Raw genomic sequence first — 23,227 nt, 5'->3', positions numbered from 1 at the left:
CCTGTAATAACAATGACACCGTGTCTTTTTGAAGAATAAAAACGTAATGGCACGCGCCTTGCTCTGAGCTTTCGGTGAAAGTTTGAACGCAAGTCGTCGTGCCAAAAATCAAAAATATCGGAGCACCACTCATGTCCCAGACGTTTTACAAGAAAGGTTTTCTGGCCCTCGCCGTTGCTGCGGCGCTGGGTGTTTCTACGTTTGTTCAAGCTGATGTGAAGATCGGCGTAGCGGGGCCGATGACCGGTGCCAACGCGTCGTTCGGTGAGCAGTACATGAAGGGTGCCCAGGCGGCGGCCGATTCGATCAACAAGGCCGGTGGCATCAACGGCGAAAAAATCGTGCTGGTGGCCGGTGACGACGCCTGCGAACCCAAGCAAGCCGTGGCCGTGGCCAACCGCCTCGCGGACCAGGACAAGGTGATCGGCGTGGTCGGGCACTTCTGCTCCTCCAACACCATCCCGGCGTCCGAGGTGTACGACGAAGCGGGCATCATCGCGATCACCCCAGGCTCCACCAACCCGCAAGTGACCGAGCGTGGCCTGGGCGCCATGTTCCGCATGTGCGGGCGTGACGACCAGCAAGGCATCGTGGCCGGCGACTACATCGTCGACGTGCTCAAGGGCAAGAAAGTCGCGGTCATCAACGACAAGGACACCTACGGCAAAGGCCTGGCCGACGCCACCGCTGCCCAGTTGACCAAGCGCGGCGTCAAGCCGGTACTGGAAGAAGGCCTGACCCGTGGCGAGAAAGACTTCAGCGCCCTGGTCACCAAGATCCGCTCCACCGGTGCCGACGTGGTGTACTTCGGCGGCCTGCACCCGGAAGCCGGCCCTCTGGTTCGCCAGATCCGTGAAGCCGGCCTCAAGGACGTGAAGTTCATGTCCGATGACGGCATCGTGACCGACGAACTCGTGGCTACCGCCGGTGGCAAGCAATACGTCGACGGCGTGTACATGACCTTCGGCGCCGACCCGCGCCTGCTGCCGGACAGCAAGGCCGTGGTGGACGAGTTCCGCAAAGCGGGCTACGAGCCGGAAGGCTACACCCTGTACGCCTATGCTTCGGTCCAGACCCTTGCTGCCGCCTTCAACGGTGCCAAGTCCAACAAGGGCGAAGACGCCTCCAAGTGGCTCAAGGCTCACCCGGTCCAGACCGTGATGGGCAAGAAGGAATGGGACAGCAAGGGCGACCTGAAAATCTCCGACTACGTGGTTTACCAGTGGGACAAGGAAGGCAAATACCACCAGTTGGAAAAGCAGAAGTAAGCACAAGCACCACATAACCCAATGTGGGAGCGGGCTTGCTCGCGAAGGCGGTGTGTCAAAAACACATTCCGTGACTGACACACCGCCTTCGCGAGCAAGCCCGCTCCCACAGGGGAGCTGTGTTGTGAACACGATCTGTCTTTTCCTCCAGAAGCGCCGCACACCCACCGGTGTGCAGGTGCTCACCGCGTGAGATTGCGTTATGGATGGTATTTTCCTGCAGCAACTGGTCAACGGCCTGACCCTCGGGTCGGTCTATGGCCTGATCGCCATCGGCTACACAATGGTCTATGGCATCATTGGCATGATCAACTTCGCCCACGGCGAGGTTTATATGATTTCCGCTTACCTCGCGGCGATCAGTCTGGCACTGCTGGCTTACTTCGGCATCGAATCCTTCCCGCTGCTCATCCTCGGCACCCTGGTCTTCACCGTGGTCGTCACCGGCGTTTACGGTTGGGTCATCGAGCGTGTCGCCTACAAACCGCTGCGCAACTCCACCCGCCTGGCACCGCTGATCAGCGCCATCGGTATCTCGCTGATCCTGCAGAACTACGCGCAGATCGCCCAGGGCGCCAAGCAACAAGGGATTCCAACCCTGCTGGCCGGGGCCTGGCGTGTCGACATCGGCACCGGGTTCGTGCAGCTCACGTACACCAAGGTGTTCATCCTCGTGGCGGCGTTCGCCGGCATGGCGTTGCTGACCTACATCATCAAGTACACCAAGCTCGGCCGCATGTGCCGCGCCACGCAGCAAGACCGCAAGATGGCCTCGATCCTCGGCATCAATACCGACCGGGTGATCTCCTATGTATTCGTCATCGGCGCCGCCATGGCTGCATTGGCCGGCGTGCTGATCACCCTCAACTACGGCACCTTCGACTTCTATGCCGGTTTCATCATCGGCATCAAGGCGTTTACCGCAGCGGTACTCGGCGGCATCGGCTCCCTGCCTGGGGCGATGCTGGGCGGGATTATCCTCGGTATCTCCGAGTCGTTGTTCTCGGGGTTGATCAACTCCGACTACAAAGACGTGTTCAGTTTCTCCCTGCTGGTGGTGATTCTGATCTTCCGTCCCCAGGGCCTGCTGGGTCGCCCACTCGTGGCTAAGGTGTAAACATGTCTGCTGCCAAACCCATCGATATCAAGAAAAGTGTGGTCGATACGGTCCTTGCCGGGCTGATTTCGCTGATCGTGTTCGGTCCGATCGTCGGCGTTGTACTCGACGGCTACAGCTTCAATTTGGAACCGGCCCGCGTGGGCCTGCTGGTGGCCATTGTGATGGCCGGCCGCTTTGCCATGAGCCTGTTCCTGCAAACGCCCAAGGGCGTGAAGATCCTGCAGGGCTTCGAAAGCAGTGGCTCCGGCGTGCACGTGCTGGCACCGGACTACAAGTCGAGGCTGCGCTGGATCATCCCGGCGCTGATCGTGATCGCCATCGTGTTCCCGATCTTCGCCAACAAATACCTGCTGACCGTGGTGATCCTCGGGCTGATCTACGTGTTGCTCGGCCTGGGCCTGAACATCGTGGTGGGCCTGGCCGGCTTGCTCGACCTGGGTTACGTGGCGTTCTACGCCATCGGCGCCTACGGCCTGGCGCTGGGTTATCAATACCTCGGCCTGGGCTTCTGGACGGTGCTGCCGCTGGCGGCCATCGCGGCGGCGCTGGCGGGGTGCATACTCGGGTTCCCGGTGTTGCGAATGCACGGTGACTACCTGGCTATCGTGACCCTGGGCTTCGGTGAAATCATCCGTCTGGTGCTCAACAACTGGCTGTCGTTTACCGGCGGACCGAACGGAATGCCGGTGCCATCACCGACCTTCCTCGGCCTTGAATTCGGCAGGCGTGCGAAGGATGGTGGGGTTCCGTTCCACGAGTTCTTCGGCATCGACTACAACCCCAACATCAAATTCCTGTTCATCTACATCGTGCTGTTCCTGGTGGTGCTGGCGGTGCTGTACATCAAGCACCGCCTGACTCGCATGCCGGTCGGCCGCGCCTGGGAAGCCTTGCGCGAAGACGAAATCGCCTGCCGCTCCATGGGCCTGAACCACGTACTGGTCAAGCTTTCGGCGTTCACCATCGGTGCCTCCACCGCCGGTTTGGCCGGGGTGTTCTTTGCCAGCTACCAGGGCTTCGTCAACCCGTCGTCGTTTACCTTCTTCGAGTCGGCGCTGATCCTGGCCATCGTGGTATTGGGCGGCATGGGCTCGACCGTCGGGGTGGTCATTGCGGCATTCGTATTGACCGTCGCACCGGAACTGCTGCGCAGCTTCTCCGAATACCGCGTGCTGCTGTTTGGCGTATTGATGGTGGTGATGATGATCTGGCGACCGCGTGGCCTGATTCGGATCAGCCGTACCGGTGTGACGCCGCGTAAAGGAGTGGCGCCATGAGCAAGGAAATCGTGCTGTCCGTGGAACACCTGATGATGCACTTCGGTGGCATCAAGGCCTTGAGCGATGTGAGCCTCAAGGTCGAGCGCAACTCGATCTTCGCCCTGATCGGCCCCAACGGCGCCGGCAAAACCACGGTGTTCAACTGCCTTACGGGTTTCTATAAAGCCAGTGGCGGCAAGATCCAACTCAACGTGCGTGGCAAGCAGACTGACGTGATCCAATTGCTCGGCGAGCGTTTCAAGGCCGTCGACTTTGTGTCGCCAAAAAGTTTCTTCAGTCGCGTTTATTACAAAATGTTCGGCGGCACCCACCTGGTCAACCGCGCCGGCCTGGCGCGCACGTTCCAGAACATTCGCCTGTTCAAGGAAATGTCGGTGCTGGAAAACCTGCTGGTGGCCCAGCACATGTGGGTCAACCGCAACATGCTCGCCGGCATCCTCAACACCAAGGGCTACCGCAAGGCCGAGAGCGACGCGCTGGACTGCGCGTTCTACTGGCTGGAAGTGGTCGACCTGGTGGACTGCGCCAACCGCCTGGCCGGCGAACTCTCCTACGGCCAGCAGCGCCGCCTGGAAATCGCCCGCGCCATGTGCACCCGGCCGCAGATCATCTGCCTGGATGAACCGGCGGCGGGCCTCAACCCCCAGGAAACCGAAGCCCTCAGCGCGATGATTCGCCTGCTGCGCGACGAACACGACCTGACGGTGGTGCTGATCGAACACGACATGGGCATGGTGATGAGTATTTCCGACCACATCGTGGTGCTCGACCACGGCAACGTGATCGCCGAAGGCGGGCCGGACGCGATCCGCAACGACCCGAAAGTGATTGCCGCTTACCTGGGCGCCGACGAAGAGGAGCTGGTATGAGCGGACCTATCCTCGAAATGAAGGACCTGGACGTGTTCTACGGCCCGATCCAGGCCCTGAAAAAAGTCTCGCTGTACATCAACGAAGGCGAAACCGTCAGCCTGATCGGCTCCAACGGCGCGGGCAAGTCCACGTTGCTGATGTCGATTTTCGGCCAACCACGGGCCGAGTCTGGGCAGATCCTCTACAACGGCGTCGACATTACCCACAAGTCTTCGCACTACATCGCCTCCAACGGCATTGCGCAGTCGCCGGAAGGGCGGCGGGTGTTCCCCGACATGACCGTCGAGGAAAACCTGCTGATGGGCACTATCCCCATTGGCGACAAATTCGCCTTTGATGATATGCAGCGTATGTTCGAGCTGTTCCCACGGCTCAAGGAGCGCCGTAACCAGCGTGCCATGACCATGTCCGGCGGCGAGCAGCAGATGCTCGCCATCGCCCGCGCACTGATGAGCCGGCCCAAGCTGTTGCTGCTGGACGAACCGAGCCTGGGCCTGGCACCGATCGTGGTGAAGCAGATCTTCTCGACCCTGCGCGAGCTGGCATCCACCGGGATGACCATCTTCCTGGTGGAGCAGAACGCCAACCATGCGCTGCGCTTGTCGGACCGGGCGTATGTGATGGTCAACGGTGAGATCCGCCTGACGGGCACCGGCAAGGAACTGCTGGTGAATGAGGAAGTGCGCAACGCCTATCTCGGCGGCCACTGACCTCACGGCTTGATGCATACCTTATGTGGGAACCCGGCTTTATGTGGGAGCTGGCTTGCCTGCGATGGCATCCCCTCGGTCTACCTGACAGACCGAGGTGCTTGCATCGCAGGCAAGCCAGCTCTCACATAGAGCTCGGTTCCCACAGTTGCTTTTGTGGCGCTTTCGAAGCCGATCCCAAATTGTGGAAAACAAATCCAGCCCTCCTCCAAAGCGCGACATATAGCCGCCGCAAATCCCTGTTTTGTCACAGTTTTGACTTGTCCCCATCCACTGTGGAACCGGCTGTGGGTAACGTGGGAGTAGCTGGCTGGAAGCCTTTAAAACCGTGGCTTACAGCGTGACGGTTGTTTTTTGATCAGGCGCTTTTTTGTGACCTGCCGAGGGCTTTGTCAACCTGTTTATAGACACAGGTATATGACCGGAATATGTCCCGCCGGCCTGTGGATAAGTCTGTGACTAAACTCTGGAAAGACCTCCGCAGAGGCCGGAATGACTGGCCTGGAGCCATCGTTCTGAAATCTTATACTGCGAAGGGCCTACATACGCTCCGGCCAAGGTCAAGCAAAAAACTTTGCAGAAGCGCCTGTAGCCCTTGTTTATAAAGGCTTTTGGCTTTTAGCACTTGCCCCCAAAGACTGTGGGCGCAGTTGTGGATAACCTGCGCGTATATGCCTGCAAGCCACGGATTATAAGGCTTTGCGCGTAATGGTTAAAAATTGATCAGGTTTGTATGAAGTCATGCGCTTAGCGGTTGCCGCAAACGCGGCGTAAGGGCATTCTGCTGGCAACTTTTTTCCGATGCCCTCAAGGAGAACACCATGTCCGACACGCTGTTTATTACTGGCGCAACCTCAGGTTTCGGCGAAGCCTGCGCGCGTCGTTTTGCCGAAGCCGGCTGGAAGCTGGTGCTCACCGGCCGTCGTGCCGAGCGCCTGAATGCCTTGGTCGAAGAGCTTTCCAAGCAGGCCGAAGTGCATGGCCTGGTCGTGGACGTGCGTGATCGCAAGGGCATGGAAGACGCCATCGCCAACCTGCCGCCATCGTTCGCCACACTGCGCGGGCTGATCAACAACGCCGGCCTGGCCGTGGGCACTGACCCGGCGCCCAAATGCAGCCTCGACGATTGGGAAACCATGGTCGACACCAACATCAAGGGCCTGCTGACCACCACCAGCCTGTTGCTGCCGCGCTTGATCGCCCACGGCCGCGGCGCCGGGATCATCAACCTGGGTTCCATCGCCGGCAGCTACCCGTACCCGGGCAGCCATGTGTATGGCGGCTCCAAGGCATTCGTGAAGCAGTTCTCGCTGAACCTGCGTTGCGACCTGCAAGGCACCGGCGTACGCGTGACCAACATCGAGCCGGGGCTGTGCGAAAGCGAATTCTCGCTGGTGCGTTTTGGCGGGGATCAAGCGCGGTATGACGCGACCTATGCCGGTGCCGAGCCGATCCAGCCGCAGGATATTGCCGACACGATCTTCTGGGTGCTCAACACGCCGGCGCATGTGAATATCAATCGCCTGGAGTTGATGCCGGTGAGCCAGACTTGGGCTGGGTTCGCGATTGAGCGTGGGGCCAAGGGCTAAATGAGGCTATCGTGTCAGGCATGTGTTTGTAGTGAGCGGGCTTGCCCCGCGCTGGGTGGCGAAGCCGCCCCAGTAAAGTCACTGCGGCACACCTGATTGACTCGAGTCGCCTGGTTTTGGGGCGGCTTCGCCGCCCAGCGCGGGGCAAGCCCGCTCACTACAGACCGCTCCTGCACCTTCATTCAGCCGAGATAGTCGAGCAATCCCTGATAGCAAGTCGCCAAATGATACGGCGTGGTCGACGGCATGTCCGCTCGACTCACGACGCCCTTGGCATCCAGGCATTCATGCCAGCCCTTGTCGTGCAGGAAATGCGCTTGCAGTGCCAGCAATTGACGCTGCAGCGACGCTTCACTGTGGGGCCGCAAGGTCAGTGCCCGCAGGTACTCGGCCTGGGCCCAGATACGCTGGGTGGCGTCGCGCACGGTGCCGTCCAGGGCAAGCATGCCGCTGACCGCACCGCTCAACTTATCCACACCGTTTTGTTCGGCGTAGGCAAATGCCCGCGTCAGCGAAGCGTGCAGCGCAGTGCCACGCAGCACATCGGACGACTCCAGCAAGAAGAACCACTCGAACTGATGCCCCGGCTCGAACCAGTTATCCACAGCGCCCAGCGGTTTTTCCATCATCACGCCATGCTGGCGGTCGATGAAGCGCCGCTGCATGGCCGTCGCCAATGCCAGCAGAGCCGCTTGTACGGCGGTGTCTTCACGTACCGCGAGGGTGGCAAGGAAACCTTCGGCCAAGTGCATCAAGGGGTTTTGCAACGGGCCAGCGTTGAGGGACGACCAGTTGCGCTCCAGCACCGCTTCATACAGGCCATCGCCGCTGGCAAAGCGTTGAGCGACCACTTCAAGGGCGGCATTGAGCACCGATTCCACCAGCGGCTCACGCACCTTGGCCCAGTAGTGGGCGCAGGCAAAAATGATGAATGCGTGGGTGTACAAGTCTTTGCGCGTGTCCAGCGGTTGGCCGGCGGGGTCGATGCTGTAAAACCAGCCGCCGTGTTCGGCGTCGTGGAAGTGCCGTTGCAACGAGCGGAACAGGGCGGCCGCGCGCTCCTCGGCGAAGGCGGCGCCGGGCTCGCCGATCAGGCTGGCGAACAGATACAACTGCCGGGCGCAGGCCATGGCGCGGTAACGCTGTGGCGGCAAGGGGCGGTGATCGGCGTCCAGCGCTTCATAGGGCAGCGCCAGCTCGGCATTCCAGCCCGGGCCTTGCCAGAGCGGCACGATCAGGCTGTGGAAGTGGGTGAGCACGGAGTTCAAGGCGGGTAGGGAAGCGCTGGGCATTGGCTGGCGTCGTCACGGCAGGGGTGTAGGCGCGCATGGTAGCAGGCTTGAGAACGGCGGTGGCCTTGAGTCCGCTGTCGCGGGCAAGCCCGCACAGTTTGATCTGTGAACCCGATCAACTGTGGGAGCTGGCTTGCCTGCGAAGAGGCCCTCAATAACGCTGCAAATCAGCCCGCCAGCAACCAGACCCCCGTCGCCGCCGAAGCCGCCCCGGCAATCCGCACCAACGGCGCCGCCGCAGCCGGCAGGAAACGCACCAGCGCATAGCCCGCCGCGTGCAGCACAGCCGTTGCCCCCACAAACCCGGCGGCATACGCCCATGGGCTGGACATGTCCGGCAGCTCCAAGCCATGCGCCACACCGTGGAACAGCGCGAACAACGCCGTCGCAGCCACCGCCACGAACACCGGCGGACGCACCGCCAGCGCCACCGCCAAGCCCAGGGCCAGCACCGACGCGGCAATCCCGCTTTCCAGCAGCGGCAATTGCAGGCCTTCAAAGCCGAGCACGCCGCCGATCAACAGGGTGCCCACGAAGGTGCAAGGCAATGCCCAGCGGGCAGCGCCTTTTTGCTGGGCGGCCCACAAACCAACCGCCACCATGGCCAACAAGTGATCGATGCCGCCCAGGGGATGGCTGATACCGGCCATCAGGCCATTATCGCCGTGGCCCGGATGAGCGAACGCCAGTGCGGGGGCCAGCAGCAGGGCGGCAGCGGTCAGGAGTTTTTTGAGGGTCATGGACAGGTTCCTTAAGGGTTGATCAGGCGGCGGTCAGCAGGCCTTGGCGTTCGATGAAAGCGACGATCTCTTCCAGGCCGACACCGGTTTTCTGGTTGCTGAACACAAAGGGTTTACCGTTGCGCATGCGTTGGGTGTCGCTGTTCATCAGTTCCAGCGAAGCCCCGACCAGCGGTGCCAGGTCGATCTTGTTGATCACCAGCAGGTCGGATTTGCAGATGCCCGGGCCACCCTTGCGCGGCAGCTTGTCGCCGGCCGACACATCGATCACGTAGATGGTCAGGTCGGACAACTCCGGGCTGAACGTGGCCGAGAGATTGTCACCACCGGACTCCACCAGGATCAGGTCCAGGCCGGGGAAGCGGCGGTTGAGCTGGTCCACCGCTTCCAGATTGATCGAGGCGTCTTCGCGGATCGCCGTGTGCGGGCAGCCACCGGTTTCCACTCCGATGATGCGCTCCGGCGCCAGGGCCTGGTTGCGCACCAGGAAGTCGGCGTCTTCGCGGGTGTAGATGTCGTTGGTGACCACCGCCAGGTTGTAGCGGTCGCGTAACGCGAGGCACAGGGCCAGGGTCAGGGCCGTCTTGCCGGAGCCTACCGGGCCACCGATGCCGACACGCAAGGGTTGTGTGTTCATGGGTTGTTCTCCTAGGAACGGAACAGGCGGCTGTACTGGCGCTCGTGGGCCATGCACGCCAGGGACAGGCCAAAGGCGGCGCTGCCGAATTGATCGGGATGAAGGCGCGCGGCGTCCCGCTGGGCTTGTTGCAACAGCGGCAGCAATTCGCTGGTCAGGCGTTGAGCGGCCTGCTGGCCCAGGGGCAGGGTTTTCATCAGCACGGCCAGTTGGTTTTCCAGCCAGCTCCACAGCCAGGCGGCGAGGGCGTCGGCGGGACTGATATTCCAGGCGCGCGCGGCGAGAGCCCAGCCCAGGGCGAGGTGCGGCTCGGCGCACTGTTGCAAAAAGGCGCGGGCAGCAACGTCCAGTTCCGGCAGACCATTGAGCAGTTGTTGCAGCGAATAGCCCATCTGCCGGCTCTCCTGAAACAGCTCGCGGGTTTCGCGGCTGGCGCGATGTTGCGTGCACAGCTGTTCCAGACGTGGCCAGTCTTCATCAAGCGCGGCCTGGCAATGGGCGAGCAGCAACGGCGCCTCGAAGCGTGCGAGGTTGAGCCGCAACTGGTCGCTGATCCAGCGCCGCGCAGTGGCCGCATCGTCGACACGGCCGTTCTCCACCGCCATTTCCAGGCCCTGGGAATAGCTGTAGCCGCCGATCGGCAGTTGCGGACTGGCCAGACGCAGCAGCGCCCAGGCTGGGTTCATGGGCGCACGCCGAACTGGTGCAGCTTGGGCGGGTAGTTGAAGTCTTCATCGCCATGGCGCGAATGATGATGGCCGCCGCCGTAGGCCCCATGCTCCGGCTGGAAGGGCGCTTCGAGGCTGTGGGTCTGCGCGCCCAGCTGCTCGAGCATGGCCTTGAGCACGTAGTCATCGAGCAAGCGCAACCAACCGTCCCCGACCTGCAAGGCCACGTGGCGGTTACCCAAGTGATACGCCGCGCGTGTCAGTTCGAATGCGTTGCTGCAGGTGACGTGCAGCAGTTGTTCAGGCCGGGCGCATACACGTACGACGCGTCCGTCTTCGGCCTGTAGGCATTCGCCATCCTGCAGCGGCGGCTGGCCGCGCTCCAGAAAAAGGCCGACGTCTTCACCCTCGGCACTGAAACAGCGCAGGCGGCTTTTGCTGCGGGCTTCGAAATTCAGCAGCAATTCGGCGGCCCAGTGGGCCTGGGGGGCGATTCGGCGGTGGATCACCAGCATCGGGAAGCTTCCAGCTATGAGCGATGACACAGCTAGAGCAAGGGGCTTGCCAACCTCGATGGGAAGTAGGAATTGCTTGTAGGCAAAGGCGGTGTCGCCACTAAACAGGGCGAGGAACGAATTTGTGTATGCGCCAAAGTGGTGCGCAATATTGCCGGTTGCACGCTTGGTGAGCGTTTCGGATTCTCCCTACAGGGTATGCGGAATCGGCGTTCATCAACTTACCTGCGAGATCATTACGCTGTGCGCCGTGTTTAATTCACTGCGACGTACATCATGTTCAAGTCATTTTGTTATCTGTTTATTGTCAGTCTGTCCTTCGTGCTTTCATCGGCCTCGGCCAATCTGAGCGTCCCACCTTCTTTCACGGCTTCACTGAAAGATGCGTCTATTGCGGATGTGGTCGACCGCGCCCATGAGTTGCTGGGTACGCCCTACAAGTGGGGTGGCACCTCGGCGGAGCAAGGCTTCGATTGCAGCAGTTTCCTGGTATATCTGTTCAAGACCCAAGCCAATATCCAGATACCGCGCACCACGGCCGCCATGCACCGCTCGACGGCCGCCACCATCAAGCGCAACGCGCTCAAGCCCGGTGACGCGGTATTTTTCAAAGGAAACGGGCGTGGACAGGTCAGCCATGTGGGCCTGTACATCGGCGAAGGCAAATTCATCCATTCGCCGCGCACCGGCAAGAGCATCCGCATCGACTCTTTGAGCAACAGTTACTGGAACAAGCATTACACCACCGCCAAGCGCTTCCACTCGGCGGGATGATTGCGTTTATTCGGTGCTGCCCAGGCCCTGCCAGTGTTTCAAGCCGATAAAGATAAAGCGCAGTTGCTGGGTGATTTTCGCCTGGGGCGTGAGGTGGGCGGGCAGGGCATGGGCCGGAGGGTCGATGATGTCGGGAAGGGTGGCAAACACACTTTTGACGATCAGGTCGGCCATCACATGCAGGCCTTCGGCATCCAGGTGCTGCAGTTTGGGCATGAAGGTCAGGTCGGCCGCCAGGTCGCGGGTGATGTCTTCGCGCAACGCCGCAATGGCCTGGCGCACAGCCAGGCAGCCGCCATATTGCTCGCGGGCCAGGAACAGGAACTGCGAACGGTTGGCCGAGACCACATCCAGAAAGATGCGCACGGAAGCATCGATAATGCCGCCCATCACGAATTCGTTGTGGCGCACCAGGCGGATCGTGGCGCGAAAGGTCTGGCCGACTTCACTCACCAACACCAGCCCAAGCTGGTCCATGTCGGCAAAATGCCGATAGAACCCGGTGGGTACGATGCCGGCCGTTTTCGCCACTTCGCGCAGGCTCAGGCTGCCAAACCCACGGCCACACTCCATAAGATGGCGTGCTGCGTCCATGAGGGCGAGGCGGGTCTGTTGCTTCTGTTCGGCGCGGGGCAGCATTGGCGGCGGGCTTTGTCGGCAAGTACAGCGACGCACTCTAGCAAAACAGTTCTGTCGGCGTCGAACTTGACCGGGGCGTGCGGTGGGGAGTGCAGTGAAAAGGCGCGGTGGATGGCAGTAACAGGTTCTACAGAAAGTCAAAAGCCCGATCATTGGATCGGGCTTTTTTCTGGGCCACCACAGGCTCAGCTCTGTGCTTCATGCATTTCTTGCAGACGGTCTGCACCGCCTTCAGCAACGCCTTCGGTGTAGGCACGCTTGTTGGCTCGTTCAGCACCGCCTTCAACCAAGCCTTTTTGCTCCAGGCGATCACGGCCACCTTCGGCGACAGCATTGCGCTCCATCAGGCGATCAGCACCGCCTTCAACCAGGCCTTTCTGTTCCAGGCGGTTGCGACCGTTTTCGGTCAGGCCTTCGGTGTAGGCGCGTTTGTTGGCTTGCTCCGAACCGTTTTCTGCAACGGCGCCTTTGGCGTAGTCACGGTTTTCATCTTCCTGCGAACCGCTGCGAGCGACGGTCTGGCTGAAGTGAACGGCATCGGTCTTGACTTGTGGGGTGACCTGTTCGGCGGCCGGCAGGGCAAAAGCGCTGGAAGCCAGGATGGATAACAGGACGGTAGCGAGTACTTGGCGTTTCATGATGGGTTGCTCCTTGGGAGGGCGATAAAGTGGGTACGGGGCTAATGCTACTCTCGATAAGTCGATATAAAAGTTCATAAACACAATGGTAATAATCAACAGAATTGATTTTTCCCGCCGGAGGCTCTAGAACGCGCCTCTCAAGCACGCGGTTTTGCACTGGAGTGGGTATTTTCGACACGCAGGCGGGTAACAATGGTGCGCTGTCGTAGGGGGAATCTGTCGAAGAGGTCAGAAAATGAGGTTTTTCCAAGCAAATCAAGGGAGCAGTCAAACGCCGTGGCGGATTGCAAGTCGTAGTTCTGTAAGCTGTCCCCAAAGGCTGTCACTCAGCCAGTCGTATTCAGGAGTCCTGTGCAATGACGCGCACGCGTAAAATCGTCGCTTGGAGCTGCGCCAGCTTCGTTGTGTTAATCGCCGTGGTGGTGGTGATCCTGGTGTTCTTTGACTGGAATCGCATCAAGCCGCCCCTCAATGCCAAGGTTTCCGAAGAACTGCATCGCCCGTTTGCCATCAACGGCAACCTGGCGGTGGTGTGGGCGCGTGAGCCCGAGGAAGGCGGTTGGCGCGCCTGGGTGCCGTGGCCCCATGTGATTGCCGAAGACCTGACGCTGGGCAACCCCGACTGGTCGAAAACCCCGCAAATGGTCACGCTCAAAAAAGTCGAATTGCGCATTTCGCTCCTCGGTTTGCTGGTGCAGCGCGTGGTGATCCCGCGTATCGACCTCACCGAGCCGAGCGCGCAGTTGCAGCGCCTGGCTGATGGCCGCGCGAACTGGATATTCAAGTTCGACCCCAAGGACCCGAACGCCGAACCCTCCAACTGGGTGGTGGACATCGGCGCCATCGGCTTCGACAAGGGCCACGTGACCCTCGACGATCAAACCCTCAGGACCCAACTGGATGTGATCATCGATCCTTTGGGCAAACCCATTCCCTTCAGTGAGATCGTCGGCGACGCCGATGCCAAAAAAGCCCTGGAAAAAGGCTCCGCACCGCAGGACTACGCGTTCGCCCTCAAGGTCAAAGGCCAGTACCACGGCCAGAAACTCGACGGCACAGGCAAGATCGGCGGGTTGTTGGCCCTGCAGGATTCGGCCCGGCCGTTCCCGCTGCAGGCCCAGGTCAAGATTGCCGATACCAGCATCGCCTTGGCCGGCACCCTGACCGATCCGTTGAACCTCGGCGCCCTGGACCTTCGCCTCAAACTCGCCGGTTCCAGCCTGGGCAATCTCTACCCGTTGACCGGCGTGACCCTGCCGGATTCACCGGCGTACTCCACTGACGGTCACCTGATCGCCAAGCTGCATGAAGCCGACGGCGCGTCATTTCGCTATGAGAACTTCAACGGCAAGATCGGCAACAGCGATATCCACGGCGACCTCGCCTATGTCGCCAGCCAGCCACGGCCCAAGCTCAGCGGTGCGCTGGTGTCCAACCAGTTGCTGATGGCCGACCTTGCGCCGCTGATCGGCGCCGACTCCAATGCCAAGCAGAAAGCCCGTGGCGGCGACAGCAAGCAGCCGGCCACCAAAGTGCTGCCGGTGGAGGAGTTCCGCACCGAGCGTTGGCGTGTCATGGATGCCGATGTGGAATTCACCGGCAAGCGCATCGTGCACAGCGCCGATCTGCCGTTTACCGACCTCTACACCCACCTGGTGCTCAATGACGGCGAATTGAGCCTCGAGCCCCTGCGTTTCGGCGTGGCCGGCGGCAAGCTGGATGCGCAGATTCGCCTGAACGGCCGCACTACCCCTATGGAAGGCCGCGCCAGGCTGACCGCGCGCAACTTCAAGCTCAAGCAGCTGTTCCCCACCTTCGAACCGATGAAAACCAGCTTTGGCGAACTCAACGGTGACGCGGATATCTCCGGTCGCGGCAACTCCGTGGCGGCGCTGCTGGGCACCTCCAACGGTGACCTGAAGATGCTCATCAACGACGGTGCGATCAGCCGCGGCTTGATGGAAATCGCCGGGCTCAACGTGGGCAACTACGTAGTGGGCCGCCTGTTTGGCGACAAGGAAGTGAAGATCAACTGCGCGGCGGCGGACTTCGGGATCAAGACCGGCTTGGCGACCACGCGGCTGTTTGTGTTCGATACGGAGAACGCCATCATCTACATCGATGGCACCGCCAATATGGCGACCGAGCAATTGGACCTGACCATTAACCCTGAATCGAAAGGCTTCCGCCTGTTCTCCCTGCGCTCGCCGCTTTACGTCAACGGGCCGTTTATCAAGCCCAATGCCGGTGTGAAAGCCATTCCACTGGCGCTGCGTGGCGCGGGCATGGTGGCGCTGGGGGTGATCGCGGGGCCGGCGGCCGGGTTGCTTGCATTGGTCGCCCCAAGTGGCGGAGAGCCCAATGAATGCGCACCGTTGCTGCAACAGATGAAGGAAGGCAAGGCACCCAAAACCGTGAAGGGCTAAATGACAGACTAAGATCCAAATGTGGGAGCGGGCTTGCTCGCGAAAGCGGAGTGTCAATCAATGAATCTATGACTGACACTCCGCTTTCGCGAGCAAGCCCGCTCCCACAATGGTTGTGCTATTTCAGACTGGGTGCTGGATTACAGGCTTTCGAGAATGTCCGCCATGTCATCGGCGTGCTCTTCTTCCTGGGCCAGGATTTCTTCGAAGATGCGCCGTGTGGTCGGGTCTTTGTCGCCGATGTACTGGATGATTTCGCGATAGCTGTCCACGGCAATTCGTTCGGCGACCAGGTCTTCGTAGACCATTTCCTTCAAGCTGTTACCCGCCACGTATTGAGCATGGGAGTTCTTCGACAGCAGGTCCGGGTTGAACTCCGGCTCGCCGCCCAACTGCACGATGCGCTCGGCCAGTTTGTCCGCGTGCTCGGCTTCCTGGTTGGCATGCTCGAGAAATTCCGCTGCGGCCACGGCGGCCTTGACCCCGCTGGCCATGAAATAGTGGCGCTTGTAGCGCAACACGCAGACCAGTTCAGTGGCCAGCGATTCATTGAGCAGGCGAATGATCTCTTCGCGGTCGGCGTCATAACCTTCGGTCACGGCGCCGTTCTCGACGTTCTGGCGCGCGCGAATGCGCAGGGTCGCGACGTCGGTCAAGTTTGCTTCAGTCATCTCAATCTCCTGGGGCTAATCCGGTTTTACGCCACGCTCTGCCGGCATGATCGTTACAGGTTGTGAGTGCTGCCCGATGCAAAAAGTTTTATCGGATGTGCCGACGGCGTCATCTGCTCGACTTCAGCCTGGGCTAGGCTGCACTGCAGGTTTTCACTTTCAAGGACATTCGCGACATGCCGCAGTCGTTAGCCACGCGTTATCCCCTGGTGCTGGTGCCCGGCATGCTAGGGTTCGTGCGCCTGGGGTGGTTCCCGTACTGGTACGGCATCGTCCCCGCGCTGCAAGCGGGCGGGGCGCGGGTCTTTGCGGTGCAGGTGGCGCCGCTCGATTCCAGCGAGGTGCGTGGCGAGCAATTGCTGGTGCAGATCGAGCGCATTCGCCGCGAAACCTGCGCCGACAAGGTCAACCTGATCGGCCACAGCCAGGGAGCGCTGACCGCGCGCTATGCGGCTGCCAAGCGCCCGGAGTGGGTGGCCTCGGTGACCTCGGTGGCCGGGCCCAACCATGGCTCGGAACTGGCCGACCATATCCATCGCCATTACCCCATCGACGGCGTGAAGGGGCGGATCATGAGCGCGCTGTTTCATCTCGTCGCCTGGGTAATGGGCGTGCTGGAAACCGGCTATCGCGGGCCGCGGTTCAAGGCGGATCTGCAGGCGTCCCACCATTCGCTCACCAGCGAGGGCGTGGCGCTGTTCAACCGTCAATACCCACAAGGACTGCCCGCCATGTGGGGCGGGCAGGGCCTGGAGGAGGTCAATGGCGTGCGCTATTACTCGTGGTCCGGCACCTTGCAGCCGGGCATCACCGACCGTGGCCGCAACCTGTTCGACGGCACGCACCGCAGCTGCCGCCTGTTCGCCCGCAGCTTTGTGCGTGAAAAGGGCCAGTGCGACGGGATGGTGGGGCGCTACAGTTCACACTTGGGAAGGGTCATCGGTGACGATTACGCGTTGGACCATTTTGATATCGTCAACCAGTCCCTGGGGCTGGTGGGCAAGGGCGCGGAGCCGATCCGCTTGTTCGTGGAACATGCACAGAGGCTGAAGGCCGCCGGGGTGTAATGGTGGTTCGCGTTCCCACAGGTTGACCGCGTTCAAGCAGTGCTTGCCATGCGCTTGATCGGCACAGTCCAACGCTCCGACAAGACCACCCCACCCAACGTCAGCAAGCCGCCCACAAGGTGATACAACGCCAGCGCTTCCTTCAACACCACCGCCGCAATCAGCGCGGTGAGCAACGGCAGCAGATTGAAAAACAGCGTAGTGCGGCTCGGACCCAGGGTCTTCACCGAATGCATCCACGAAAGTGGCGCGAGCATCGAGGCCAGCAGGCACGCATACAGCACCAGCGGGATATTCGCCCAGCCCAACCCGGTTTTTGCCGAGAACAGGAACAGCGGAAACAACACCACCACCGCCACCAGCACCTGCAGGTACAGCAACACCAGGGGCGGCAGGCGCAGCTGCCATTTTTTCAGCAGGGTGCTGTAGACCGCGTAAGCCAGGGTCGCGATCAGCATCATGCCGTCGCCCAGGTTGACGCCATGCTGCAACAGCGCGCCGAGGCTGCCGGCCGACACCACCACGACCACGCCGGCGAATGACAGCACCGCACCGGCCAGCGCGCCATAGGTCAGGCGCTGGCCGAGGCTGATGATGGCTGCCGTCAGGGCCATCAAGGGCATCAGCGACAGGATGATGCCCATGTTGGTGGCGCTGGTCAGCGTGGCGGCGTAATACGCCAGGCTCTGGTACACCGCCATGCCCAGCACGCCGAGGATGAAGACCTTGCCCAGGTTTGGGCGGATCAGCGGCCAGTTGGCGATCACGGGTTTGATAATGAACGGCGTAAACAGCAGCGCCGCCAGCAGCCAGCGGTAAAAACCGATCTCGGCGGGAAATATCGAACCCACGGCCAGCTTGTTGACGACGGTGTTGCCGGCCCAGATAAAAATGGCCAGCAGGGGATAAGCGTATTGCATGAATTTCGCCGAGCAGCGTAACGGACGGGGATTATCCCTTGTCTGCGCAGGAAGGTGTAACAGGGTTTGACTACACTCTCGAAAGACCGTGCCTCTCGGCCCGGTAACAGGGAGAAAACGCCATGAAGATGCTGCGAACCGCGCTGTTGATGACGGGCCTGCTGCTGTGTTCCCAGGGATTTGCCGCCACCGCCCAGCAAAACAAAATGACCACCTGCAACGCCGAAGCCACTACCAAGACGCTCAAGGGCGACGAGCGCAAGGCCTTCATGAAAACCTGCCTGTCGGCCCCGGCGGCCAACGACGCCAAAACCCTCACCCCGCAGCAGCAAAAGATGAAGGATTGCAATGCCGACGCCAAGAACAAAGCGCTGGCCGGTGATGCGCGCAAAGCCTTTATGAGCGGCTGCCTGAAGAAATAATAGCCCAAGGCCATAGAAGGCTGCGACACTCGCACACAGCCCCCTGTAGGAGCGAGCTTGCTCGCGAAAAACCTGAACGATAACGCGTGCATTCAGACTAAAACGCGGCGTCCTTGCGTTTTTTCGCGAGCAAGCTCGCTCCTACACATCCTTTAACGCCGCTCGTTTTGAGGCTGTATGCCAACGTTTTCTCAGCGTCATGTGTTGTTGCTGGCCAGCTACATCATCATTTTCGGCGGATTGCTGCTTGTACTGCCGCTCAAATTGCTGCCCAGCCTGTTGGCCGGGCTGTTGGTGTATGAACTGGTCAACATGCTCACCCCACAACTGCAACGTCTGATCGAGGGCCGCCGCGCGCGCTGGCTGGCGGTGGCCTTGCTCGGCACCCTGATCGTCAGCGTGCTGGCCTTGATCTTTGCCGGCGCCATCAGCTTCCTGCTCCACGAAGCGGAAAACCCCGGGGCTTCCCTCGACAAATTCATGGGCGTGGTCGACCGTGCGCGCGGCCAGTTGCCGCCGTTCCTCGATGCCTACCTGCCCGCCAGCGCCGCCGAATTCCGCGTGGCCATCGGCGACTGGCTGAGCAAACACCTGAGCGAACTGCAACTGGTGGGCAAGGATGCCGCCCACATGTTCGTCACCCTGCTGATCGGCATGGTGCTCGGCGCCATCATCGCCCTGCAGCGCGTGCCCGACCTGACCAAGCGCAAACCCCTGGCCGCCGCCCTGTTCGACCGCCTGCACCTGCTGGTCCAAGCCTTTCGCAACATCGTCTTCGCCCAAATCAAGATCGCCGCGCTCAACACCGCCTTCACCGCCGTATTCCTGGCCGTGGTGCTGCCGCTGTGCGGGATCCACCTGCCGCTGACCAAAACCCTGATCGTCCTCACCTTCCTGCTCGGCCTGCTTCCGGTGATCGGCAACCTGATGTCCAACACCCTGATCACCATCGTCGCGCTGTCGCTGTCGATCTGGGTGGCGGTGGCGGCGTTGGGGTATCTGATTGTTATCCACAAGGTTGAATACTTTCTCAACGCGCGGATCGTGGGTGGGCAAATCAGCGCCAAGTCGTGGGAATTGTTGTTGGCGATGCTGGTGTTTGAAGCTGCGTTTGGTTTGCCGGGGGTGGTGGCGGGGCCGATTTACTATGCGTATCTCAAAAGTGAGCTGAAGTTGGGTGGGATGGTTTGATGCGCTGACTGAGGCGCTTTTGCCTGGTGGACTTTAAATGGAATTAGAGGGAAGTAAGCGGTGACCGACAATATCTACGCTCCCCCGACGGCGGAGTTGACCGACGTGCTAAGGACATCGTCCGAGTTCTATGTGATTTCCAAAAGGAAGCTGCTGATCCTCGGCCTGCTCAGTTTTGGGCTGTATACCTATGTTTGGGCGTATAAAAACTGGAGCTTGTACAAGAAAATTAATCAGGTAGATATCTGGCCTTTGGCGCGCGCCTTTTTCTTCATTTTCTTTATGCATCAGCTGTACCGCCGTGCAGATGATCGCGTTGCTCGCAGCGGTCGAAAGTTCGATTTTGACTTCGAGCAGTGGGCGACGGTTTTCGTCGTGGTGACCGTAGGCGCGAATCTTTTCGACGCCGCCGCTGGGCGGATCGATAGTTGGCACGCCTACCAAAATCTGTCGCTGCTGGGGACGCCGGTGTGCGCTTACATCATTTCGCAATGCCAAGGCCTGATCAACTTTGCGGCGGGCGATCCCGAGGGGCAAAGCAATGATCGCTTTAACCCGTGGAACTACTTGGTAATCGTGCCGGGTGTGGTCTTGTGGTGCCTGACATTCCTGGGACTCTGGGCGATTTATCACGGCTAATGAGCCTTGCGGCAGGGCGGCTGGAAGCCGCCCTGTTTCCGCTTAGGCCGCTTGCGGACTTAACCTGCGCCCAATCACATCCATCAAATCGCACCCATCCCGCAATGGGATGGCCAGCAGTTGCGCGAAGTCGTGGAGTACCACGGCATCACTGCTGAGTTCTTCTCGAAAGGCGATGTTTTCCAATAACTGTGTCACCGCGCGAATGCGGTAGGCAGCGGCGTCGAGAAGGACGTCGAGTGGGGCTTGGGTGTCGATGGTTAGCGCGGGGATGGTGCAGTCGTGGCCGGTTAGGGGCATGTAGCGAGTCATAAAATTAAAGCTCCAGGTTCAGGTGGATTATCTAATTTGAAAACGACTGCTCGTATGTGCAGACGCTTTCTGAACCGTGGTTTCAGGTCGCCAAACCCGGTCGCTTTTTGGACGACCGGCGGACTATAAGCTTCATCATGGAAATCGTGCAAGGCGCACGGCGGGTTGGTTACAACATTCAGACGCGTGCTTTGTGTGGGCAGGTTTTGGCGGATGTACGCAGATCAAAATGTGGGAGCTGGCTTGCCTGCGAATGCGCAGTGTCAGTCAATACTGCTCTGACTGATCCACCGCATTCGCAGGCAAGCCAGCTCCCACATGGATTCATGGTGTCTGGAAGTCAGCTGCCGTACCGCTTGCTCGCCTCAATCGCCAACCCACTGCCGATACTGCCGAAAATATTCCCTTCCACATGCCGCGCATTCGGCAGCATCGCCGAGATGCTGTGGCGTAGCGCCGGGATGCCGCTGGAGCCGCCGGTAAAGAACACGGTGTCCACCTGGGCTACGTCCACCGAGGCGTCATTGAGCAATTGCGTGACGCTATTGCGCACACGCTCCAGCAGGTTGTCGATGGACGACTCGAACAGTGCCCGCGTAAGGTCGACGCTAAGACCCGGTTCCACGCGGTCGAGCGGCACATGGCGGCTGTCGGCGTGGGTCAGTTGGATCTTGGTTTCTTCCACTTCCATCGCCAGCCAGTGCCCGGCGCGCTGTTCGATCAGCTTGAACAGGCGGTCGATGCCGCCGGTATCTTCGATGTCGTAGCGCATGCTGCCCAGGGCCAGTTGGGATTTCTGCGAGTACACCGAGTTGATGGTGTGCCAGGTGGCGAGGTTCATGTGGTGGCTGGTGGGCATGTAGGCGCCGCTTTTCATGCGGCTGCCGTAGCCGAACAGCGGCATCATGCCGGCCAGGGAGAGTTGCTTGTCGAAGTCGGTACCGCCGATGTGCACGCCGCCGGTGGCGAGGATGTCGTCCTGGCGGTTGTCGTTGTGGCGACGGTCCGGCGACAGGCGCACCAGCGAGAAGTCTGAGGTACCCCCGCCGATGTCGACGATCAGTACCAGCTCTTCCTTGGCGATGGTGGACTCGTAGTCGAAGGCCGCGGCAATCGGCTCGTACTGGAACGAGATGTCCTTGAAGCCGATCTTGCGCGCCACGTCGACCAGGGTGTTTTCGGCTTCCTGGTCGGCCATCGGGTCGTCATCGACGAAAAACACCGGCCGGCCCAGCACCACTTCTTCGAACTCACGGCCGGCGGTGGCTTCGGCGCGGCTCTTGAGCTGGCCGATAAACAGCGCCAGCAGGTCGGTGAACGGCATCGCGGTGCCGAGCACGCTGGTGTCGTGCTTGATCAGCTTGGAACCCAGCAGGCTCTTGAGCGAGCGCATCAAGCGGCCTTCGTAGTTTTCCAGGTACTCGTGCAGGGCCAGGCGACCGTACACCGGGCGGCGCTCCTCGAAGTTGAAGAACACCACCGACGGCAGGGTGATTTTGTCGTCCTCCAGCGCGATAAGCGTTTCCATGCCGGGACGAATCCAGCCGACGGTGGAGTTGGACGTGCCGAAGTCGATACCGCAGGCACGGGCTGGGGAGGAGTTTTCCATGACAATCAGGTTCCGGTTGAAAAACGGCCGCGCAGTGTATGCCAGTCGACGGCGGATGCGTAGGCCGACCATCCGTTAAATCGTGCTTGAAACCTGGGGATTTGCCCCCACATCCGTTGCATACGGCAAGCGCCGATAACACTTTGACGCTCCCCGGCCCCAAGACTCGACACGTGCAGACCAACGCACCTTGGGCCCGCGTGCGGTGCGATCTCGATTAAAGGATGGTGAAACCCCGATGGATTTCAAAGACTACTACAAGATACTTGGCGTCGAGCCCACGGCTGACGACAAGGAAATCAAGGCGGCCTACCGCAAGCTGGCGCGCAAGTACCACCCGGACGTCAGCAAGGAAAAAGACGCCGAAGCCAAGTTCAAGGACGCGTCCGAAGCCTATGAGGCGCTCAAGAGCGCCGACAAGCGCGCCGAATACGACGAGCTGCGCAAATATGGCCAGCATGGCCAGCCGTTCCAGGGCCCGCCGGGCTGGCAGAGCCGTGGCGGCTTTGGCGGCGGCGCGGGCACCGAGGACTTCTCGGACTTTTTCAGCTCGATCTTCGGCAACCGCAGCGATGCCTTCGGCGGCGGCCAGCGCCGCCCCACCGGGCGCAAGGGCCAGGACGTGGAGATGCAGTTGACCGTGTCCCTGGAAGAGACGCTGTCCACCGAGTCCAAGCAGATCAGCTTCCAGGTGCCGCAGTACGACGCCTCGGGCCGGCATGTGAGCAACACCACCAAGAGCCTGAACGTGAAGATCCCCGCCGGCGTGGCCGACGGCGAGCGCATCCGCCTCAAGGCGCAGGGCGCGCCGGGTATCGGTGGCGGGGCAAATGGCGACCTGTACCTGATCATCAAGTTTGCGCCGCACCCTAAATTTGAAGTGGACGATGAAAACCTGATCATCAACCTGCCCCTGGCGCCGTGGGAATTGGCGCTGGGCACGGAAGTGGCGGTGCCGACCCTCACCGGCAAGATCAACCTCAAGGTGCCGGCCGGCAGCCAGAACGGCCAGCGCATGCGCGCCAAGGGCCACGGGTTGCTGAACAAGGCCGGGCAGCGCGGTTTCCTGTACATCCAGCTCAAGGCTGTGATGCCCAAGGTCAGCGACGAGGAGGTCAAGGCGCTGTGGCAGGAACTGGCGCGCAAAGCCGCGTTTGACCCGCGAGAGAACTTCTAACGTCGCAGGCGCAAAGCCCGCAGGCGCTTAACTACCTACCGCAGCTTC

General features: G+C 60.8%; 24 protein-coding genes. 13 read left to right on the top strand and 11 right to left on the bottom strand.

Translation table 11 applies throughout. The annotated features are described in order from the left end of the window. The first annotated feature begins 131 nt into the window (after positions 1-131). From ACLH0H_RS06185 to ACLH0H_RS06160, 6 genes are all read left to right on the top strand, one after another. Positions 132-1,268, top strand: a complete 1,137-nt coding sequence (locus tag ACLH0H_RS06185; RefSeq protein WP_411381365.1) for a branched-chain amino acid ABC transporter substrate-binding protein — start codon at positions 132-134, stop codon at positions 1,266-1,268. 202 nt (positions 1,269-1,470) lie between these two features. Then, on the top strand, positions 1,471-2,385 hold the full coding sequence (locus ACLH0H_RS06180) for an ABC transporter permease subunit (RefSeq protein WP_048727385.1): 915 nt from the start codon (positions 1,471-1,473) through the stop codon (positions 2,383-2,385). A 2-nt stretch (positions 2,386-2,387) separates the two neighbouring features. Continuing rightward, positions 2,388-3,665, top strand: a complete 1,278-nt coding sequence (gene livM, locus ACLH0H_RS06175) for a high-affinity branched-chain amino acid ABC transporter permease LivM (protein WP_186692933.1) — start codon at positions 2,388-2,390, stop codon at positions 3,663-3,665. Further along, positions 3,662-4,537, top strand: a complete 876-nt coding sequence (locus tag ACLH0H_RS06170; protein WP_076954557.1) for an ABC transporter ATP-binding protein — start codon at positions 3,662-3,664, stop codon at positions 4,535-4,537. Before livM ends, ACLH0H_RS06170 begins: the two co-directional genes overlap by 4 nt. Beyond that, a complete protein-coding gene (locus tag ACLH0H_RS06165) occupies positions 4,534-5,250 on the top strand; it encodes an ABC transporter ATP-binding protein (protein ID WP_411381364.1) in 717 nt (238 codons plus the stop codon). The genes ACLH0H_RS06170 and ACLH0H_RS06165 overlap by 4 nt, the downstream gene beginning before the upstream one ends. Positions 5,251-6,071: 821 nt before the next feature. Then, positions 6,072-6,839, top strand: coding sequence for an SDR family oxidoreductase (locus ACLH0H_RS06160; protein ID WP_411381363.1), 768 nt, complete (start codon positions 6,072-6,074; stop codon positions 6,837-6,839). A gap of 182 nt (positions 6,840-7,021) precedes the next feature. Here the strand turns inward: ACLH0H_RS06160 and ACLH0H_RS06155 are convergent, their stop codons facing one another. The 5 genes from ACLH0H_RS06155 to ureE form a co-directional block, all read right to left on the bottom strand. After that, positions 7,022-8,131: an AGE family epimerase/isomerase gene (locus tag ACLH0H_RS06155; protein WP_411381362.1), complete on the bottom strand. Its 1,110-nt coding sequence runs from the start codon at positions 8,129-8,131 to the stop codon at positions 7,022-7,024. A 167-nt stretch (positions 8,132-8,298) separates the two neighbouring features. Continuing rightward, complete coding sequence (locus ACLH0H_RS06150) at positions 8,299-8,871, bottom strand: HupE/UreJ family protein (protein WP_411381361.1); 573 nt, start codon at positions 8,869-8,871, stop codon at positions 8,299-8,301. A gap of 22 nt (positions 8,872-8,893) precedes the next feature. Continuing rightward, on the bottom strand, positions 8,894-9,508 hold the full coding sequence (gene ureG / locus ACLH0H_RS06145) for an urease accessory protein UreG (protein WP_012721947.1): 615 nt from the start codon (positions 9,506-9,508) through the stop codon (positions 8,894-8,896). 11 nt (positions 9,509-9,519) lie between these two features. Further along, positions 9,520-10,194: an urease accessory protein UreF gene (locus tag ACLH0H_RS06140; protein WP_411381360.1), complete on the bottom strand. Its 675-nt coding sequence runs from the start codon at positions 10,192-10,194 to the stop codon at positions 9,520-9,522. Then, positions 10,191-10,691 carry an urease accessory protein UreE gene (ureE, locus tag ACLH0H_RS06135; RefSeq protein WP_411381359.1) on the bottom strand — a complete coding sequence of 167 codons (501 nt, stop codon included), beginning with the start codon at positions 10,689-10,691 and terminating at the stop codon, positions 10,191-10,193. The genes ACLH0H_RS06140 and ureE overlap by 4 nt, the downstream gene beginning before the upstream one ends. A 276-nt stretch (positions 10,692-10,967) precedes the next feature. Here ureE and ACLH0H_RS06130 point away from each other — a divergent pair, with 276 nt between their 5' ends. Next, a complete protein-coding gene (locus tag ACLH0H_RS06130) occupies positions 10,968-11,465 on the top strand; it encodes a C40 family peptidase (protein ID WP_411381358.1) in 498 nt (165 codons plus the stop codon). Positions 11,466-11,471: 6 nt separating this feature from the next. Here ACLH0H_RS06130 and ACLH0H_RS06125 read toward each other — a convergent pair whose 3' ends face one another. Beyond that, positions 11,472-12,104 carry a TetR family transcriptional regulator gene (locus tag ACLH0H_RS06125; RefSeq protein WP_049710266.1) on the bottom strand — a complete coding sequence of 211 codons (633 nt, stop codon included), beginning with the start codon at positions 12,102-12,104 and terminating at the stop codon, positions 11,472-11,474. 185 nt (positions 12,105-12,289) lie between these two features. Continuing rightward, positions 12,290-12,742, bottom strand: a complete 453-nt coding sequence (locus ACLH0H_RS06120) for a hypothetical protein (RefSeq protein WP_411381357.1) — start codon at positions 12,740-12,742, stop codon at positions 12,290-12,292. Between the two features lie 359 nt (positions 12,743-13,101). On the opposite strand from ACLH0H_RS06120, the gene ACLH0H_RS06115 reads away from it, so the two are divergent. After that, complete coding sequence (locus ACLH0H_RS06115) at positions 13,102-15,171, top strand: AsmA family protein (RefSeq protein WP_411381356.1); 2,070 nt, start codon at positions 13,102-13,104, stop codon at positions 15,169-15,171. A gap of 140 nt (positions 15,172-15,311) precedes the next feature. Here ACLH0H_RS06115 and ACLH0H_RS06110 read toward each other — a convergent pair whose 3' ends face one another. Then, complete coding sequence (locus ACLH0H_RS06110; protein ID WP_076954546.1) at positions 15,312-15,842, bottom strand: bacterioferritin; 531 nt, start codon at positions 15,840-15,842, stop codon at positions 15,312-15,314. Positions 15,843-16,018: 176 nt separating this feature from the next. On the opposite strand from ACLH0H_RS06110, the gene ACLH0H_RS06105 reads away from it, so the two are divergent. Beyond that, the gene (locus ACLH0H_RS06105) at positions 16,019-16,909 is read left to right on the top strand and encodes an esterase/lipase family protein (protein WP_411381355.1); all 891 of its coding nucleotides are present in this window, start codon (positions 16,019-16,021) and stop codon (positions 16,907-16,909) included. Positions 16,910-16,941: 32 nt separating this feature from the next. On the opposite strand, the gene ACLH0H_RS06100 is transcribed toward ACLH0H_RS06105, so the two are convergent. Then, the gene (locus ACLH0H_RS06100; RefSeq protein WP_411381354.1) at positions 16,942-17,829 is read right to left on the bottom strand and encodes a DMT family transporter; all 888 of its coding nucleotides are present in this window, start codon (positions 17,827-17,829) and stop codon (positions 16,942-16,944) included. 122 nt (positions 17,830-17,951) lie between these two features. Between ACLH0H_RS06100 and ACLH0H_RS06095 the strand changes: the two genes are divergently transcribed. From ACLH0H_RS06095 to ACLH0H_RS06085, 3 genes are all read left to right on the top strand, one after another. After that, positions 17,952-18,251, top strand: a complete 300-nt coding sequence (locus ACLH0H_RS06095; protein ID WP_411381353.1) for a PsiF family protein — start codon at positions 17,952-17,954, stop codon at positions 18,249-18,251. A 177-nt stretch (positions 18,252-18,428) separates the two neighbouring features. Beyond that, on the top strand, positions 18,429-19,442 hold the full coding sequence (locus tag ACLH0H_RS06090; RefSeq protein WP_027607720.1) for an AI-2E family transporter: 1,014 nt from the start codon (positions 18,429-18,431) through the stop codon (positions 19,440-19,442). Between the two features lie 60 nt (positions 19,443-19,502). After that, a complete protein-coding gene (locus ACLH0H_RS06085) occupies positions 19,503-20,081 on the top strand; it encodes a hypothetical protein (protein WP_411381352.1) in 579 nt (192 codons plus the stop codon). 42 nt (positions 20,082-20,123) lie between these two features. On the opposite strand, the gene ACLH0H_RS06080 is transcribed toward ACLH0H_RS06085, so the two are convergent. After that, positions 20,124-20,393 carry a hypothetical protein gene (locus ACLH0H_RS06080; protein WP_197678444.1) on the bottom strand — a complete coding sequence of 90 codons (270 nt, stop codon included), beginning with the start codon at positions 20,391-20,393 and terminating at the stop codon, positions 20,124-20,126. A gap of 340 nt (positions 20,394-20,733) precedes the next feature. Continuing rightward, positions 20,734-22,002 carry an Hsp70 family protein gene (locus ACLH0H_RS06075; RefSeq protein ID WP_411381351.1) on the bottom strand — a complete coding sequence of 423 codons (1,269 nt, stop codon included), beginning with the start codon at positions 22,000-22,002 and terminating at the stop codon, positions 20,734-20,736. Positions 22,003-22,240: 238 nt separating this feature from the next. On the opposite strand from ACLH0H_RS06075, the gene ACLH0H_RS06070 reads away from it, so the two are divergent. Next, entirely contained in the window at positions 22,241-23,179 is a 939-nt protein-coding gene (locus ACLH0H_RS06070) for a DnaJ C-terminal domain-containing protein (RefSeq protein ID WP_411381350.1), read from the top strand. Positions 23,180-23,227 lie beyond the last annotated feature (48 nt).

The organism is Pseudomonas sp. MPB26 (assembly GCF_046605355.1).
In the GTDB taxonomy this organism is placed as follows: domain Bacteria; phylum Pseudomonadota; class Gammaproteobacteria; order Pseudomonadales; family Pseudomonadaceae; genus Aquipseudomonas; species Aquipseudomonas cedrina.
This window is presented reverse-complemented; position numbering and strand designations above follow the sequence as displayed.

Bases quoted from the DNA above. Each gene is read 5' to 3' on its own strand.
- ACLH0H_RS06140 (WP_411381360.1), bottom strand. From the start codon at position 10,194: ATGAACCCAGCCTGGGCGCTGCTGCGTCTGGCCAGTCCGCAACTGCCG.
- ureG (WP_012721947.1), bottom strand. From the start codon at position 9,508: ATGAACACACAACCCTTGCGTGTCGGCATCGGTGGCCCGGTAGGCTCC.
- ACLH0H_RS06070 (WP_411381350.1), top strand. From the start codon at position 22,241: ATGGATTTCAAAGACTACTACAAGATACTTGGCGTCGAGCCCACGGCT.
- ACLH0H_RS06180 (WP_048727385.1), top strand. From the start codon at position 1,471: ATGGATGGTATTTTCCTGCAGCAACTGGTCAACGGCCTGACCCTCGGG.
- ACLH0H_RS06155 (WP_411381362.1), bottom strand. From the start codon at position 8,131: ATGCCCAGCGCTTCCCTACCCGCCTTGAACTCCGTGCTCACCCACTTC.
- ACLH0H_RS06160 (WP_411381363.1), top strand. From the start codon at position 6,072: ATGTCCGACACGCTGTTTATTACTGGCGCAACCTCAGGTTTCGGCGAA.
- ACLH0H_RS06080 (WP_197678444.1), bottom strand. From the start codon at position 20,393: ATGACTCGCTACATGCCCCTAACCGGCCACGACTGCACCATCCCCGCG.
- ACLH0H_RS06170 (WP_076954557.1), top strand. From the start codon at position 3,662: ATGAGCAAGGAAATCGTGCTGTCCGTGGAACACCTGATGATGCACTTC.
- ACLH0H_RS06095 (WP_411381353.1), top strand. From the start codon at position 17,952: ATGAAGATGCTGCGAACCGCGCTGTTGATGACGGGCCTGCTGCTGTGT.
- ACLH0H_RS06110 (WP_076954546.1), bottom strand. From the start codon at position 15,842: ATGACTGAAGCAAACTTGACCGACGTCGCGACCCTGCGCATTCGCGCG.
- ureE (WP_411381359.1), bottom strand. From the start codon at position 10,691: ATGCTGGTGATCCACCGCCGAATCGCCCCCCAGGCCCACTGGGCCGCC.
- ACLH0H_RS06120 (WP_411381357.1), bottom strand. From the start codon at position 12,742: ATGAAACGCCAAGTACTCGCTACCGTCCTGTTATCCATCCTGGCTTCC.
- ACLH0H_RS06165 (WP_411381364.1), top strand. From the start codon at position 4,534: ATGAGCGGACCTATCCTCGAAATGAAGGACCTGGACGTGTTCTACGGC.
- ACLH0H_RS06100 (WP_411381354.1), bottom strand. From the start codon at position 17,829: ATGCAATACGCTTATCCCCTGCTGGCCATTTTTATCTGGGCCGGCAAC.
- livM (WP_186692933.1), top strand. From the start codon at position 2,388: ATGTCTGCTGCCAAACCCATCGATATCAAGAAAAGTGTGGTCGATACG.
- ACLH0H_RS06130 (WP_411381358.1), top strand. From the start codon at position 10,968: ATGTTCAAGTCATTTTGTTATCTGTTTATTGTCAGTCTGTCCTTCGTG.
- ACLH0H_RS06115 (WP_411381356.1), top strand. From the start codon at position 13,102: ATGACGCGCACGCGTAAAATCGTCGCTTGGAGCTGCGCCAGCTTCGTT.
- ACLH0H_RS06150 (WP_411381361.1), bottom strand. From the start codon at position 8,871: ATGACCCTCAAAAAACTCCTGACCGCTGCCGCCCTGCTGCTGGCCCCC.
- ACLH0H_RS06090 (WP_027607720.1), top strand. From the start codon at position 18,429: ATGCCAACGTTTTCTCAGCGTCATGTGTTGTTGCTGGCCAGCTACATC.
- ACLH0H_RS06185 (WP_411381365.1), top strand. From the start codon at position 132: ATGTCCCAGACGTTTTACAAGAAAGGTTTTCTGGCCCTCGCCGTTGCT.
- ACLH0H_RS06075 (WP_411381351.1), bottom strand. From the start codon at position 22,002: ATGGAAAACTCCTCCCCAGCCCGTGCCTGCGGTATCGACTTCGGCACG.
- ACLH0H_RS06105 (WP_411381355.1), top strand. From the start codon at position 16,019: ATGCCGCAGTCGTTAGCCACGCGTTATCCCCTGGTGCTGGTGCCCGGC.
- ACLH0H_RS06125 (WP_049710266.1), bottom strand. From the start codon at position 12,104: ATGCTGCCCCGCGCCGAACAGAAGCAACAGACCCGCCTCGCCCTCATG.